General features: G+C 47.7%; 12 protein-coding genes. 8 read left to right on the top strand and 4 right to left on the bottom strand.

The window, feature by feature from the left end; genetic code table 11:
- Positions 1–26: 26 nt before the first annotated feature.
- The 6 genes from KXJ80_RS13280 (at position 27) to KXJ80_RS13305 (ending at position 6,721) form a co-directional block, all read left to right on the top strand.
- Positions 27–1,526, top strand: a complete 1,500-nt coding sequence (locus KXJ80_RS13280; RefSeq protein ID WP_218738469.1) for a sugar ABC transporter ATP-binding protein — start codon at positions 27–29, stop codon at positions 1,524–1,526.
- Complete coding sequence (locus KXJ80_RS13285) at positions 1,527–2,714, top strand: ABC transporter permease (protein WP_259474446.1); 1,188 nt, start codon at positions 1,527–1,529, stop codon at positions 2,712–2,714.
- The gene (gene yjfF, locus KXJ80_RS13290) at positions 2,711–3,673 is read left to right on the top strand and encodes a galactofuranose ABC transporter, permease protein YjfF (RefSeq protein ID WP_140907327.1); all 963 of its coding nucleotides are present in this window, start codon (positions 2,711–2,713) and stop codon (positions 3,671–3,673) included. The genes KXJ80_RS13285 and yjfF overlap by 4 nt, the downstream gene beginning before the upstream one ends.
- Positions 3,648–4,784 carry a glycoside hydrolase family 43 protein gene (locus KXJ80_RS13295; RefSeq protein ID WP_218738467.1) on the top strand — a complete coding sequence of 379 codons (1,137 nt, stop codon included), beginning with the start codon at positions 3,648–3,650 and terminating at the stop codon, positions 4,782–4,784. Before yjfF ends, KXJ80_RS13295 begins: the two co-directional genes overlap by 26 nt.
- A 61-nt stretch (positions 4,785–4,845) precedes the next feature.
- Entirely contained in the window at positions 4,846–5,847 is a 1,002-nt protein-coding gene (locus KXJ80_RS13300) for a family 43 glycosylhydrolase (RefSeq protein ID WP_218738466.1), read from the top strand.
- A gap of 283 nt (positions 5,848–6,130) precedes the next feature.
- Positions 6,131–6,721: a DUF4303 domain-containing protein gene (locus KXJ80_RS13305; RefSeq protein ID WP_259474447.1), complete on the top strand. Its 591-nt coding sequence runs from the start codon at positions 6,131–6,133 to the stop codon at positions 6,719–6,721.
- A 257-nt stretch (positions 6,722–6,978) separates the two neighbouring features.
- Here KXJ80_RS13305 and KXJ80_RS13310 read toward each other — a convergent pair whose 3' ends face one another.
- Complete coding sequence (locus KXJ80_RS13310; RefSeq protein ID WP_256931099.1) at positions 6,979–7,485, bottom strand: DUF6805 domain-containing protein; 507 nt, start codon at positions 7,483–7,485, stop codon at positions 6,979–6,981.
- A 355-nt stretch (positions 7,486–7,840) separates the two neighbouring features.
- Positions 7,841–9,286 (bottom strand): MFS transporter, encoded by a 1,446-nt coding sequence (locus KXJ80_RS13315; RefSeq protein WP_218738464.1) that lies wholly within the window; start codon positions 9,284–9,286, stop codon positions 7,841–7,843.
- Between the two features lie 205 nt (positions 9,287–9,491).
- On the opposite strand from KXJ80_RS13315, the gene KXJ80_RS13320 reads away from it, so the two are divergent.
- Complete coding sequence (locus KXJ80_RS13320) at positions 9,492–10,556, top strand: arabinan endo-1,5-alpha-L-arabinosidase (protein ID WP_218738463.1); 1,065 nt, start codon at positions 9,492–9,494, stop codon at positions 10,554–10,556.
- A 2-nt stretch (positions 10,557–10,558) separates the two neighbouring features.
- The gene (locus KXJ80_RS13325; protein ID WP_218738462.1) at positions 10,559–12,463 is read left to right on the top strand and encodes a family 43 glycosylhydrolase; all 1,905 of its coding nucleotides are present in this window, start codon (positions 10,559–10,561) and stop codon (positions 12,461–12,463) included.
- Between the two features lie 166 nt (positions 12,464–12,629).
- Here the strand turns inward: KXJ80_RS13325 and KXJ80_RS13330 are convergent, their stop codons facing one another.
- Together KXJ80_RS13330 and KXJ80_RS13335 are read right to left on the bottom strand one after the other, a co-directional pair.
- On the bottom strand, positions 12,630–13,385 hold the full coding sequence (locus tag KXJ80_RS13330) for a sulfite exporter TauE/SafE family protein (protein WP_203433643.1): 756 nt from the start codon (positions 13,383–13,385) through the stop codon (positions 12,630–12,632).
- A 173-nt stretch (positions 13,386–13,558) separates the two neighbouring features.
- Positions 13,559–16,396: a TonB-dependent receptor gene (locus KXJ80_RS13335; RefSeq protein ID WP_144374652.1), complete on the bottom strand. Its 2,838-nt coding sequence runs from the start codon at positions 16,394–16,396 to the stop codon at positions 13,559–13,561.
- Positions 16,397–16,401 lie beyond the last annotated feature (5 nt).

Raw genomic sequence — 16,401 nt, forward strand, 5'->3', positions numbered from 1 at the left:
TTGACGCTTTCTTGGGGAATAGCGCTATGAGCCTTATTTTAGAACTCAAGCAGATCAGTAAGCATTATCCGGGCGTTAAAGCCCTTGAGGATGTGAGCTTACGGTTATTTGCAGGGGAAGTTCACGCCCTATTGGGCGAAAACGGTGCGGGTAAATCAACCCTAGTGAAAGTGATGACAGGCGCCCAGTCGAAAGACATGGGCGACATCCTTTTCCTCGGTGAGCCGCAACACTTCAACACACCAATGGACGCGCAAAAGGCGGGGATCAGCACGGTTTATCAAGAGGTGAACTTAGTGCCTAACCTGACCGTGGCACAAAACCTGTTCCTCGGTTACGAACCGCGCCGCCTTGGGCTGATCCATTTTAAAAAAATGTATGCCGACGCGCGGGCCGTGTTAACCCAGTTCAAACTGGATATCGATGTTAGCGCGCCGCTGTCAGATTATTCCATCGCGGTGCAGCAACTGATCGCCATCGCCCGTGGCGTAGCCATGTCGGCCAAGGTATTAGTGCTCGATGAGCCTACCGCGAGCTTAGATGCCAAAGAAGTGCAAGTGCTGTTTGGGATCTTAAACCAGCTCAAAGCCAAGGGCGTGGCTATTGTCTTTATCACTCACTTCCTCGATCAGGTTTATCAGATAAGCGATCGCATTACCGTGTTACGTAACGGGCAGTTTATCGGCGAATATCTGACGGCAGAACTGCCACAACCTAAGTTGATTGAAGCCATGCTCGGGCGTTCTCTGCAGGAGCAATTGGTTGATAAACAGGAAAAGGAGCGCACCGTCACCCGCGCAGAGGCCGTACTCTTGTCCCTCAAAGATGTGTCGGTGAAAGGTTCAATCCAATCGATGAATCTCACCGTGCCGAAGGGGCAGGCAGTTGGACTTGCGGGGCTGCTAGGCTCTGGGCGCAGCGAAGTGTGCAACGCCGTATTTGGGCTGGACTTGGTCGATAGCGGCAGTATCCATTTAGCTGGGCAGAAACTTAATCTGTCACAACCCGTGGATGCGATCAGCGCCGGGATCGCCCTGTGCCCGGAAGATCGCAAGATTGACGGCATTATCGGCCCTTTATCGATTCGTGAAAACATCATACTCGCGCTGCAGGCGCGTATCGGGTGGTGGAGGTATCTATCCAATACTCGGCAGCAGGAAATTGCCCAGTTCTTTATCGATAAATTACAGATTGCAACACCGGACGCAGATAAACCCATAGAACAGTTGAGTGGTGGTAATCAACAGAAGGTGATCCTCGCGCGTTGGTTAGCCATCGAGCCCATTTTGCTTGTGCTAGATGAGCCGACCCGCGGCATCGATATTGGCGCCCACGCCGAAATCGTCAAGCTTATCAGAACCTTGTGTGATGAAGGCATGTCGCTGCTGGTTGCATCGTCTGAGCTTGATGAGCTCGTGGCCTTTTCAAATAAAGTCGTGGTATTACGCGACAGATATGCAGTACGTGAACTTTCAGGAGCGGAATTAACCTCGCAACACGTAATGCAAGCGATTGCGGAGGGATAAATGAAAAGCTCTGTCCAAACCCTATCGACCGAATCATTTTCGTCTGAGTCGAACTCATCTGAGCGACAACCACGGATGCAGGAAAGCCACAAACCCATGGTTCAAGAAAAAAACACCCGTTACCAAGCGGGCAAGTCGACCTCCATTGGTCGATACCTCTGGCCAGTCTTGGCTTTAGGTATTCTGTTACTTTCCAATCTGTTTATTGATAGCAGTTTCTTTAATATCAGCTATCAAGACGACAGGCTTTATGGCTCTTTGATTGATATCTTAAATCGCAGTGCACCCGTAGCGCTGCTCTCGATTGGTATGAGTCTCGTGATTGCCACTGGCGGTATTGACCTGTCGGTTGGTGCCGTGATGGCGATTGCGGGCGCCGTTTGCGCGAATCTACTGTTAGTGCCGGATTTAAGCTTAGTCATCGTCATTGCTGCGGGCTTAAGCGTTGGGCTCTTAGCCGGTTGTATTAATGGTGGTCTGGTGAGTTTCTTAGGCATTCAACCGATTGTCGCAACCTTGTTGCTTATGGTGGCAGGGCGCGGTGTTGCTCAGCTTATCAACCAAGGGCAAATTATCACCTTCCAGCACCCAGGCTTTGCCGCTATTGGCGTAGGCCAGTTTTTAGGCCTGCCGATGCCAGTGTGGATTGTGATTGGGATGCTGATCTTTAGCCAATTACTGCTACGTAAAACCGCCTTAGGGCTGTTTATCGAAGCGGTGGGCTGTAATGCCAAGGCGAGTCGTTACCTTGGGATCAACGATAAATCCATCAAACTGTTTGCCTATGCCATTGCGGGTCTGTGCGCGGCATTGGCCGGCATGATCAGCACCGCCGATATCCAAGGTTCAGATGCGAATAATGCCGGACTGTGGCTTGAGCTCGATGCCATATTAGCAGTGGTTATTGGCGGCGCTGCACTCACGGGCGGGCGTTTCTCCTTGATTCTGTCGGTCGTCGGCGCGCTGATCATCCAAACCTTAGCAACCACGATTATCGTCAGCGGTTTACCCGCTAAATTTAACTTGCTGATCAAGGCCATCGTTATCCTGACCGTGCTGCTGTTGCAATCGGCTAAATTTAGGCGCCAATTGTCGGCGCTATTCAAATCCAAGCGCCAAGCGGATGCAAAACCAGCAGAAAAGGGCACAAGTGCAAAAGTCAGCACAGCGACAGGAGAAAAACCATGATAGCAAGACGTTTTATCCCGCTGTGGATCACCGCCTCATTGCTGCTGACGATGTTTCTGGTCGGCACCTTTCAGTTTGACGGTTTTGCCAGCGGCCGAGTAGTCACCAACCTGTTGCGTGATAATGCTTTTTTACTTATCACCGCATTAGGCATGACCTTAGTGATTATCTCCGGGGGCATTGATCTTTCAGTTGGCGCCGTCATCGCCTTAAGTGGGGTTGTCAGCAGTTTATTGATCACTGAGTACCAGTGGCATCCATTGTTGGCCTTTACGGTTATCTTGCCCCTTGGCACGCTGTTTGGCGCACTCATGGGCAGCATTATCCATGTGTATAAGTTGCAGCCTTTTATCGTGACGCTTGCGGGCATGTTCCTTGCGCGGGGCTTAGCGACGACGCTCAGTGAAGAGTCGATTGCCATTGACCATCCATTTTACGATGCGGTGGCCGAGATAAGCATTGCACTACCAGGCAATGCTGCGCTCGATTTAAGCTCACTGATCTTTATTCTGTTTTTTGTGATTATCGCCATTGTGATGCATTACAGCCGTTTCGGCACCAATGTGTATGCCATTGGTGGCAATCAACATTCTGCTGAACTAATGGGGATTTCCATCGCTAAAACCACTATCAGTATTTACGCCATCAGTAGCTTTCTGGCAACGCTGGCGGGCATTGTCTTTACCTTTTACACCTTCTCTGGCTATGCGCTTGGCGCCATTGGCGTCGAACTGGATGCCATTGCGGCCGTGGTCATTGGCGGCACGTTACTGACGGGCGGCAGTGGATTTGTGCTCGGCACTGTACTTGGAGTGATTTTGATGGGGGTGATCCAAACTTATATCACCTTCGATGGCAGCTTAAGCAGTTGGTGGACCAAGATTGTTATCGGACTCTTATTGTTCTTTTTCATCCTATTACAGAAACTCTTGAATGGACGCAAAAAACAACATGGATAATCGTCAACCTAACCTGTCGGTCTTTCGGCGCTTGCCTTTGACCTGTGGCTTACTCGCCGCATTGGCACTGCCATTAGCGCAAGCCGTGCCTGTGCTTGAGATTAGCCGCGCACAATCCCACAGCGCCACGGCGCAAGCCCTCGATGCGAAGGCGCCCTTTATCGAGAGAAGGGCGGATCCTTGGGTGATCCGCGATGATGACGGCAGTTACTACTTTATTGCCTCTGTGCCTGAGTTTGACCGCATCGAACTTCGCCACGCCAAAACCATAGATGGTTTACGCCAAGCAACGCCTAAAACCCTGTGGCGCAAGCATGAAACTGGCCCCATGAGTATCGATATTTGGGCGCCAGAGCTGCACAAAATCGATGGTCGCTGGTATATCTATTTTGCGGCCAGCAATAAGGATGTGCGTTTTCATAACCGCATGTTTGTCTTAGGCCTTGAGGGTGACTCGCCGATGACGGGCCAATGGCAAGAGCTAGGTAAATTACAGTCGGCGCAGGATGCCTTTTCCCTCGATGCGACCAGCTTTAGCCTGAAGGGCGAGCGTTATTTTATTTGGGCGCAGCAGGATAAGGCCAAGCGTTACAACACTGGTTTAGTGATTGCCAAAATGCTATCACCGACTCAACTCTCTGATAACGAAACCATTATCAGCGAGCCCTTATTGGATTGGGAACGTTTAGGCTTTAAAGTCAACGAGGGCGCTGCTGTGTTGGTTAAAAACGGTAAAGTCTTCGTGACCTATTCCGCCAGTGCTACGGATGACCGTTATGCCATGGGGCTGTTATGGGCCGATGAAAATGCCGATTTACTCGATCCCAAGAGTTGGCATAAATCGCCAAGTCCAATCTTTACCACTGAGCCTAGCTTGAATCGTTTTGGTCCTGGCCATAATAGTTTTGTGCTGGCAGAGGATGGTAAAACCGAGCTGATGTTTTACCATGCTCGTAATTACCTTGAGCTGCAGGGGACACCATTGACCGACGGCAATCGGCACACTTACTACCGTGCCATTCGCTGGTCGGCGGACGGTTTCCCAGTATTTGATAATCAGCACAGCGATAGCCAAACCTTTAATCAGCAAGACACGCAATCCCGCGAATAAGCGGAATGCATTTAACAGACACGAATAGCACACTTAAGTAATCGAAATAGACAGGTTTTCCATGATAAGAGCAACAAACAACCCCCTAGTCGAGCAGCGCGCCGATCCCTTTGTGTACCTACATAGCGACGGTTATTACTACTTTACAGGTTCTGTTCCGACCTACGATCGGATTGAACTGCGTAAATCCAAGACCTTAGACGGCTTGAAAGACGCCCAAACCTTCGATATCTGGTTTAAACACCAAAGCGGCCCAATGAGCCGCCACGTATGGGCGCCCGAGATCCATTATCTCGACGGCAAATGGTACATCTACTTTGCGGCCAGCGAAGAGGAAAATATTTGGGCATTACGCCCCTACGTGCTTGAGTGTCTAGGACAAGATCCATTAAATGATGAATGGATTGAACTTGGCATGATGCAGGCGGCCGAGGGTGATAATAAGTCCTTTATCGACTTTTCCTTAGATGCGACCATTTTCGAAAACAATGGTAAGCGCTACTTCTGCTGGGCGGAGAAAACCGGTGGACAATTTGCGGCATCCAACCTGTATCTTGCGGAAATGGCATCGCCCATCAAGTTAAAGACGGCGCAATTTATGCTCACCACTCCAGATTACGATTGGGAACGCGTCGATTTTTGGGTTAACGAAGGGCCTGCAGTGCTTAAACACCAGGGAAAAATCTTTATTACTTTCTCAGCCAGCGCGACAGGTGCTTGTTATTGCATGGGTTATATGGAAGCCGATGAGCATGCTGATCTGCTCGATCGTAACTCCTGGAAGAAAACCCGCCAGCCAGTGCTGTGCACTGATGTCGACAAGCAAATCTTCGGCCCTGGTCATAACAGTTTCACCGTGGCAGAAGATGGCGTGACGCCCATCTGTATTTACCATGCCCGTGATTATGAACATGCGGTGGGCGATCCTAGCGTGGTGCCAAAGACAGATACCCGTCCTTTAGCGCAAATCATTAAAGATCCACTCTATGATCCCAATCGCCATGCGCGGACGTTAGCGGTGTCATTTGATGAGAGCGGACGCCCCTTGTTCAATCTCTACTAATTGATTTGCCACCACAAATGATGTGATGACCGCGGGGCATGCTACAGCAGCCCCGCTTTTTTATGCCTGACTTAAGCGCTATTGCTTAGGTAAAACGCGATTTTTAGGCTCGCACGCACAACAAGCTATTCCGCTCGCTATTTCAATCACTTAACCGATTCAACCTTTGAACCTATTGATGTTATATTGCCGCCCGAGCATTCAGATGGTGAGCAGAAGTACTGCCTGCGTGTGGAAGTGAATATCAGTGATGATGATTTTGCCAAGTTCGAGGAGTAGGGAAATGGCGATAAACAAGGACAAACTTAGTGCAAATATTGAAGCAAGAATGGATGAGTTTGCTCAAGAACTCACCCAGGCACTTGCGAAATATTACGATTGGTGGCTGTCAGAATATCCGGCGCAGACCCTCTATGGTTTTTGCTTGTATAGCACGCCCTTAGTGGAATATTTAGGCGTCACCCTTTTCACCGAGGAAGGCCTGACGGCCGTCGCAGAGCAATATCAAAACGATCATCGTTTTCGGCATAAATCCCTCGCACAGCTTAAGCAAACACAGCGCTGGTCGGCCTGCGACTCTCCACATCACAATGAAAATGAAGATATTTTTGAGGCGATTAACGACAAACTGCAATTGCTGCAAGAGGACGCTGAGGCACTCGAGTCCGAAGAGGCATACGATGCTTACCTCAAAGCCTTGTACGCCATATTAGTCAGGGCGCTCAATGAGGTTAAAGCCATGCGCCCGCTAAACCCGCAGGCAATATTGTTCTCCGTCTGGTTTGGCGATCAAAGCGATGCTGATATCGATTATTTTGTTCAAAGTTGCAACGATAAAGAGATGATTACTGATTTTTATCAGCAATGGCGTTGAATTTTACCTGCAAAAATTTTCAACACAACTTGCTTATTTCGTCTATAACCGACGATATTCCACTCAATATTGACTGAAATATTGAAGGATAGTGGCTGTTATTTACGGCGAGTCGCATAGGGCCACCAGCAAACATTAGATAGTGCCAAGCGTAGAAACTCTGGGTAAGGGGATAAAAACAAGGGAAAGCGTTTCACTTTCCCTTATCTGAATCAATGTTTTAAGCCCAAGTACCTATATGCGCTCGGGATACTCGCTTACTGAGTCGAGCTTGGCTCACTTTTTAGTAGGCGCACCTCATATAAACCGCCGGCAATCGAGCCCGGTTTTGCCACAAACTTCACCCTGAAGAGCACAGTGCTATCCAAAAGCATATCGGCGGGAATAGGGTAGTCGACGTTATAAAATGTTGGCCCCTTATCGGCAGGCAGAGTGACTTCGGCAAGGCGTTTATCGTTGATCAAAATGTCGAAACGTCGCCCTGCATCCAAACCAAAGTAAGTTAAGCGCAATACGGGTTGCGGTTCACCTTTGGCATCGAGTTGATAGCTAAACCAATCCTGGGCATGGCGCCAATGGCGATTACCGTTAAGGCCCGCTTCACTCTTAGATGCCTTAAAGAAATGATCCGACTCAGGTTGCAGCTCACCGGGCTGCACACTATCTAAGGTTTGCGCCATCAGCTTGGCTTCCATCTGGGCTTTTTGAGCTAACGCTTGCTGTTTCTGCTGCCATTCATCGGGGGCGCTCTGGCTAAAATACAAGGTATAGCGGCTGTCATGCAGGCGAAAGAAGGGGATTAGCGTGGATTGGGCTCGCTTGATTTGTGCGGGCTTTCCCAGTGGTAAATTGCAGCTGACTTATGGACTCACGGCGGATTTAGCATGATTTTCGATGCCAGAACCGACACAACATCACATACTTTCCTGCGCCGATGAATAGACGTGGTAATGGTCGGGGCGCATCGGCGTAAAATACACTAGGCCGCCAGTTTGCGGATGCTAGGACGAGAGGATATGGTTGTAGAGTGCACGTTCGCAGTAATCGATATAACGCAAATGTCATACGGTGTGATAAAAAAGCCCCTGGATAGGGGCTTATGGTGTTATCGCAGATAGATTACGCCGATACTTGGGGCGCAGCAGTCTTAGGCGTTACGGTTTCAGAGGCTTCTGTGCTAGAGGCTAGAGCCTTAGACGTCAGGTTGGCATCCGTTTGGTTAAAATTTGCCTGCTCGGGTAAAGCCTGTTTGATTTCTTCATAAACGCGGTCAGAAATCTTGTATTTGAACATCAGTAAGCCCATCAGCGCGTGGAATGCGCCAGGGATCACCGTCAGCATTAACGAAATGCCGGTCAGCGCAAATTCGCTTTGGGTTGCACCGGGTTGATAGTTGAAATAGGTCAACAACATACCCACCACAAAGCCCGCTGCGCCCATACCCGCTTTTTGGGCGAATGAGATCCCGCCAAAAGCAAGGCCAGAGACCCTGTGGCCCGTTTTGACTGTGCCATAATCCACCGACTCGGAAATCACCGACCAGAAGACAGGCGCATGTAAATCCACCACAAATGAAATCGCAAAGTAAAGTACGAAGGCCAGCACTATGTCCCCCGGTTGCACGGCAAAGAACATAATGACGCTTAAGATCCCAACCGCGATTTGGCTGTAACGGAAGAGTTTAAGTTTGCAGTAACGCTTAGTGATCCAAGTCGAAGCCACCATGGCCAGAATCGCTGCGCCCACACCGGTCGATAGAAATGCTGAGAGCATTTTGGCATCGCCGCCCAAGTAGTAGGTGGCGTAGTAGGCAGCTACCGAACCGCGGATCACATAGCCAATGGTGCCAATCACACAAATCGCGGTTAACACTAGCCATTGATCGTTTTTAAACAATAATCGCAGTTGCATGGCGACAGGCTTAGTTTCAACCTTATAAGCCACGCGTTCTGTGGTCGTGAAAAAGCAAAATAAAAACAACAGTGTTGCCATTAATGCCATCACGCCCATGGCTTTTTGATAACCCGCAGCAATGTTCTCACCGCCCCAAGACGACGCTAACATAGGCACGATAATGGTCACTAAAAAGGCGGCAATTTTGGCGAAGAACAAACGATAACCGTTGGCGGATAAACGCTCTTTCGGATCGTCGGTGATCACACTGATAATCGAAATATATGGAATAGTCACTGTGGTAAAGATGATAGTGACCAGAATATAGGTCGAGTAGGCCCAGATAAGTTTGGCATTGTAATCCCAATCCGGGGTTGAGAAGGTTAAGAAGACCGAAATACCAAAGGGAATCGCCATAAACAGGAAGTAGGGGCGATATCTTCCCCAGCGGGTCGTCACTTTATCGTTAATAATGCCCATTAAAGGATCGGTAATGGCATCTATAAGACGGACCAGCAGGAACAAAATCCCGACATCGGCGGGCTTTAACCCAAAAATATCGGTATAAAAGAAGGTAATAATTAACATCATTGACGAAATCACCACGTTAACGGCCATGTCCCCGGAGCCGTAACCGATCTTTTCAATGACTGACAATTTATGAGAACTCATCAGAAATCCTTATTATATTTATTATAAACAGTGAGTTATTGTGTTATTTTGCGATTTACCGCATCCGCAATGTTAACACATTTTCTCCTGTTAATTTTTTTGCATTTGATTGTTACTTCCTTGTCCGATAGTATGATAACTTAATTCATCATACAATAGCATAATAGCTATTTTATTAAATAGGATGAGGTAATAAGGAGAATTAATGCCAGCCATAAGAATCACACCGAAAACAGCCCTAAAAAGTCACCTTAAGATGCTCAATTGTGCGCTGCTGGGCATATTGGCAACTCTAGGCCAAGTAAGTGCCAAGCAGGTGAGTATTCATGATCCTGTGATGGCGAAAGAGGCCGGACAGTATTATCTCTTTAGCACTGGCCCTGGCATTACCTATTATTCCTCAAAAGATAAAATCCATTGGACGCTGGCGGGTCGAGTATTTGAGACCGAACCTAGCTGGGCGAGTAAGGTGGCATCTGGGTTTAACGGCCATTTATGGGCGCCGGATATTATCGAGCATAACGGCTTGTTCTATCTGTATTACTCAGTATCAGCCTTTGGTAAAAACACCTCGGCCATTGGTGTGACAGTCAATAAAACCCTCGACAAAAACTCAAAGGACTATCAGTGGGCAGATAAGGGGATCGTTATTCAATCTGTGCCAAATCGTGATGCATGGAACGCGATTGATCCCAATATTATTGTCGATGAAAAGGGCACGCCTTGGATGAGCTTTGGCTCCTTCTGGCAAGGGTTAAAACTGGTCAAACTCAACCCAGACTTTATTTCCATTGCCAAACCAGAGGAGTGGCACACGCTAGCCAAGTTAGAACGCCCGGCATTGCTTGGTGAAACCGAACCGGGTCCTGCACAAATCGAAGCGCCTTTTATCTATAAAAAAGATGACTATTACTACCTTTTTGTCTCCTATGGCCTTTGCTGCCGTGGGGATGACAGCACCTATCACTTAGCCGTGGGCCGAGCCAAAACGGTGACTGGGCCTTACCTCGATAAAGAGGGCAAAGACATGGCACAGGGCGGTGGCTCAGTATTACTGCATGGCACTAAGGACTGGCCTGGATTGGGCCATAACAGTGTTTATAACTTCGATGGTAAAGATTACTTAGTCTTTCATGCCTATGAATCCGCCGATAATGGCTTACAAAAACTCAAGATGGCGGAACTGAGCTGGCGCCAAGGTTGGCCCGTGGTCGATCCTAAGGTGCTCAATCAATACCAGAGCGTATTAGTTGCACCCGAAGGAAAATAATAATGACTCATTCTATCAATAAAGTAATGGTCGCCATCTCCCTTGCGATGGGACTTGGCTTCACCAGCTTGGGAGCGGTTGACCAACATGCAGCAGAGAGTGCGAAGGGCGCGGATGAAAACCGCATTACCGCAGCCACTTTCGCCAATCCGTTATTTCGTAACGGTGCCGATCCTTGGCTCGAATACCACAATGGTAACTATTATCTCACCACCACCACGTGGACCTCTGAGCTGGTGATGCGTAAATCGCCCACCATAGCTGGGCTTGCCGATGCGCCGGCCCATAATATTTGGAGCGGCACCGATAAGTCGAACTGCTGTAACTTTTGGGCATTCGAATTCCACCCTCTGCAAACTGAGCAGGGACTACGTTGGTATGTGATTTACACCTCGGGCGTGGCAGAAAACTTCGATGGCCAGCGTAACCATATCCTCGAGAGTGAAGGCAGTGACCCCATGGGGCCATACAAGTTTAAGGGCACGCCAATGCCCGATCACTGGAATATCGACGGCAGCTATTTGGAGTATAAAGGCCAGTTATATTTTCTCTGGTCCGAATGGCACGGCCAAGATCAAGTGAACTTGATTGCCAAGATGAGCAACCCTTGGACCGTCGAGGGCGAACATAAGGTGATTACCGCACCTATTCACGACTGGGAAAAATCAGGCTTAAACGTCAATGAAGGCCCAGAGATCATTCAGCATGAGGGCAGAACCTTTTTAGTTCACTCGGCAAGCTTTTGTAATACTGAGGATTATTCCTTAGCCGTGGTCGAACTCACCGGTGACGACCCCATGGATCCCGCCGCATGGACCAAGTACGACAAACCTTTCTTTAGCAAAGCCAATGGCGTCTATGGCCCCGGGCATCATGGTTTCTTCAAGTCACCCGATGGGAAAGAAGATTGGCTTATATACCATGGCAACTCCTCGGCCTCCGACGGCTGTAGTGGCACCCGTGCGGCACGTGCTCACCCCTTTACATGGGATAACAAAGGCTTGCCTAAATTTGGCGAACCGATGGCGGATAAAAAGCAATTGCCTGTCCCAAGTGGCGAGTTTGGCCCGATAACCACTCAAGTGGAAGGCGTGAAATACCGCATCGTAAGCCGTGAGGTCGGTCAATGCCTAGTGACCAATGCCAAAGGCCAGGTCAGTGTCGGCAAGTGCGACGATGACAACAGTCAATGGGTAATTGATCCGAGTAACGATGGCCTATATCGCTTTGCCAATGTGGGGCAGGGAACCTTTTTAACTCAGGCTCAGTGCCAAGATGAGTCTTCAACGGCACTGAATACGGCGCCTTGGGTCGCCTCCCGTTGTCAGCGTTGGTCGGTGGATTCCACTCGTGAAGGCTGGTTCCGCTTTGCAAACGATCACTCCATCGGTAATTTACAGGCGAAAAATTGCAGTAAAAAGGCCGGTGCCGACGTGATTGCGGGCGAAAACCGTGTCAGTGAATGCACCGATTGGCGGATTGAACCTGTCTCAACATTTGCCATAGTCAACGCCCATAGCGGCCGAGTGGTCAGTGCCGAACAATGTCAGCTTAAACCTAATGCCAATGTAGCTCAGTTTGAATACACCGGCGATGCCTGTCAGCAGTGGCAAGCAATGCCGACAACGGATGGATTTTACCGTCTGCAATCCATCCAACGTTCAAACAACAAGGCGCAACAATGCCTTGTGACCAACGAAGGTAATCTGGAGCTAGGGGCGTGTAATGCAATCGACAGCGAGTTCCGCAGCGAGTTGATGCCAAATGGCTCATTAAGGCTAGTGTCTCGCAAGGGCGGTTCGTCCATGAAAGTGGCCAATGGATCCTATGCCAATGGCGATAACATAGTGGAAGACGTGTGGAAAAACACCATTTCACAACAGTTCTATTTTAGAGAGGTGAAATAATTCATCCCTCTAAATAACTGAGCATCACCACGGCGGTGGCTAAACGCGTGCTTGTAATGTCGTTTAAGTTGAGGTCGCTTAACGGCATCTTGGTTGAGCCTTGTTTGCTCGGCACCAGAGCAGTAGTTGTGTATGCAATTACTGCTCTTTTTTATCCCGGCTCTTTTTATCCAGTCATGGCCTGCCATAACAGTCGTATTGCCAGTAGCGTGAGAATCAAATCAAAAGCTAAATTGAAATGTTTGTCCGTTACTCGAGTAAGCATCTTAAAGCCTAGCCATGTTCCAATACCGCCACTGATAATCATACAAACGAACAGTGGCCACCATGGGAGTATGGGGATATCAACACCCTCAAAAACGATAATTTTCACCCCATGTTGTAAGGACATAATCATTGCAAAGGTGGCTACGGTACGAAATCGATCAATCTCTAACTGCTTGATAAACGCCGCAACCAAAGGGCCAGTTGCCCCAACGAATAATGAGATAAAGGTTGTTATCCCACTCGCAATTAACATGCCCATAGTACCCAGTACTACACGAGGTATTTTGGGGCCCCAACAGGAGTACAAAATAAATAGGGCAATGGTGAGATACATCACCGTAGGGGGGATCGCCACTAACACTAAGCTGCCCAGCGTGGCACCAACGAGCGCCCCCGGTAAGAATACCCTGATAATTCGCCATTGAATATGTTGCCATCCCAATAGGGCTCGTCCTAAGTTAGAGCCCAATTGCACTACGCCGTGGAGGGGAATAATCACTTGAGGCGGAAGCACTTGCGCCATCACGCCCAATAACATCACACCTCCGCCAATACCAAAACAGGCGGTAAAAAATGCAGTAAATGCCGAGGCTAAGGTTAACAGCGTGAATATATCGATAGGGATCAGATTAAAATCGAACCAAGCGGTGTGCATAGCCAATATTCAAGGAAGAAAAGAAATATAAACTAGCAAAGCTTGGGCTCAGACAAAAGCAATTTGATGGATAAGCATTAGAAAGATCGAGTAAAAATCTTGCCATTTATCTGATATAAAAAGAAAAAGCTAATCACAGGATTAGCTTTTTCGGTTTAAACAACAGTGGTCAATTAGAAGGAGTAACGCGCACCGAGGGCAAACGTTCGGGTGTAGATACTATTCGTGCGGTTATAGAGTACTGAGTCTTCATAGTATTCTTGATAGATATCATCAAGAATATTTGTCGCATCGAAGGTTAGTACAAATTCATCTGTTACGTTATAGCTAAATTGGAAGTCAAGCGATTGCTCCGGCTTACGATAAATGCCACGAGGCATTGCGAAGCTACCTGCGTCATAAGCAGATAAGAATTTGTCACGCCAGGTGTAAGAGAGGCGAGCACTATAAACGTCTTTATCATAAATCAATACAGCACTCATTGAGGTATCTGATACACCAAATAAATCTCGTGTTGTAGTTGCAATTTGCTCACCACTTTCACTATCAAACTCTGGGATGTCTTGGCTAGAATCTAAGAAGGTTGCACTCACTTGAGTACCTAAACCATCTAGGTAACTAGGCATATTTTCAGGGAAATACACCGCACCAAGTTCATAACCACTTAGTTTTCCATTCGAAGAGTTTTCTGGTCGGCTTAAAAGATATTTTTTTGTTTCACCATCAACTTCACGAGTGATAGTCGATACTGAGTTAAATACAAAACCTTCAATATCACGACGGAAATAAGTACCGAAAATAGAAGATCCCTCACCAAAGTAATATTCCAATGAGAAATCATAGTTTTGTGAAGTAGTTGGTTCTAACTTAGAGTTACCACTTGAAGCTTGACCGAATCCAAGCTTTGTTAAGTCTTCTGTATAGGAAATCGCAGTGGTTAAATCACCAAAGGCGGGGCGACGAATCGTTTCAGTGTAGGCAAAACGTGCAACCAGTTCATCCGTTAACCAGAAGCGTACCATTAAGCTTGGTAATAACTCCGCACTTCCATTGGTATCGGTGTCATGCACGAGATAATATCGAATGTCATCAACGACATCCTCAGTAGCATATTTTTTGCGTTCCCAAAAATCCATATCCGCATCGGCTTTCTCGTAACGTAGGCCGATTTGACCATCGACTTGCTTACCCCATAACTCAGTTTCAAAATCACTTTGGATATACGCAGCGTATGATTTTTCAGTGATGTCATAGTTAGTATACATAGCAAGAGCTTGTTCATCTGCACCGTACATCGTTTCAATAGCAGAACGATTAGCATACAGATAGTTACCGTTAGCGATAGCCCAGCTAGTTGGTACATTTCCACGGCCATCAAAGAAGTCAGTAGTTACGGTAAACATGTTCGGGTCAAGATCACTAAATAGAACATTAGTGTTTAGTGAGCCTGCATCGTACAATCCGTGTTTTGCACCACGTTGCTCAGCGCGTACACCAAACTTCATCTTAGTGAAGATACCGTAGTCGAGGTAATAGTCACCATCGAGTGTCCAAGTAACTGAATCCCCCTCGTCTTTGGCACCGCTATCGTATACGTTTGCAGTTTGCCACAAGGATAATTGCGTTAAATCAGATTCATTAATAGCAGTGTCAGGGTTATCTAAATAAACCCAGCTAGGGACACCACCACTTTTGTCGTTATAGTCAACATCAACGCCGTAGAAAGTTTGAGTGCTATTCGCGCTTACACCACGCATCGCCAGAAATTGTGATTCATAGGTACTGGTTTGATAGACAACTTCAGACTTTAAGATCAAATTGTCAAAGTCCCACTTACCTCCTAAGGCAAATACGTAACTATCTGTTTCGTTGTGGCTATGATCTGAACTGCTAAAGCCGCCAACGTTATATGCAGTTCGCGATTTTACCACGTTGGTACCATCATAAACTTCGATACCATCTTTGATCACTTGCTGCCAATTAGCCGAGGAATCAACATTGCTAAAGAGCATAGAGTTGAAGTTATCATTGCGATAACCGTTATAGAATGCTTCAAAAAGGTACTCGGAAGTGTCAGTTGGTGCCCATTGCAATGAGAAATTTAGTGCTGGACGCTCACGTTCACCGTTATTCATATTTTGAAACACAGCATCACGCATGAGCAGATATTCTTGACCGTTGATCAAGGCTCCTTCAGATGTATCAAGACCATGAGCTAAACCGCGGGTCCAATAAATATCAGGGATTTGTGTACCCGTTTCTGCGTAATAGGGCAAGGACGCACCAGGAGCGACAACTTGATCGTTGTAATTGGTACGAATATAAGAAACGTTAACTAATGCACCGACTTCACCGATGCTGGTATCCCAGCGGTCGCTAATTAAAGCACTGAAATTGGGATCGATAGTGTCAGGCTGATCAGAGTAAATCCCTTTGGCTGCTACCGAAATTTTTTCTTCTTGAAAATCAAAAGGTCTATGGGTACGAATGTCAATTTGGCCTGCGATACCACTGGCGACTTGAGAAGAGGAGCGTGTTTTAAAGACTTCAACACTGCCGAGTAATGCCGCTGGTACGTCTGCAATTGCCACTTCACGGCCTGCGGCGGTGAAGATTTGGCGGCCATTCACTGTGGTTGTCACATCCGTTAAACCCCGAATGCTTACAGTATTGGCTTCACCAGAGGCGCGGTCGGTGACTTGAACACCCGTTACCCGTTGTAAGGCTTCAACGACGTTATTATCTGGGAATTTGCCAATATCTTCGGCAATGATGGCATCAACAACTTGAATATTTTGACGTTTGAGTTCTACCGCCTTATTTAAACTACCGCGGATCCCCTGAACCTGAATGATCTCCATCTCTTCGTTATTTTGCGCTTTACCGCTAGAAGAGGGCTGTGCCGTTTCTTCCGCCTGAGGCGATTGAGTCGCTTCAACTTCTGCTGCATACGTCGCTTGACTAGCAAGAGCAAGCAGAATCGCACTTGCCAAATAAGTCTGTTTAAACATCTAGT

The organism is Shewanella xiamenensis, assembly GCF_024971755.1.
Taxonomy (GTDB): Bacteria; Pseudomonadota; Gammaproteobacteria; order Enterobacterales; family Shewanellaceae; genus Shewanella; species Shewanella xiamenensis.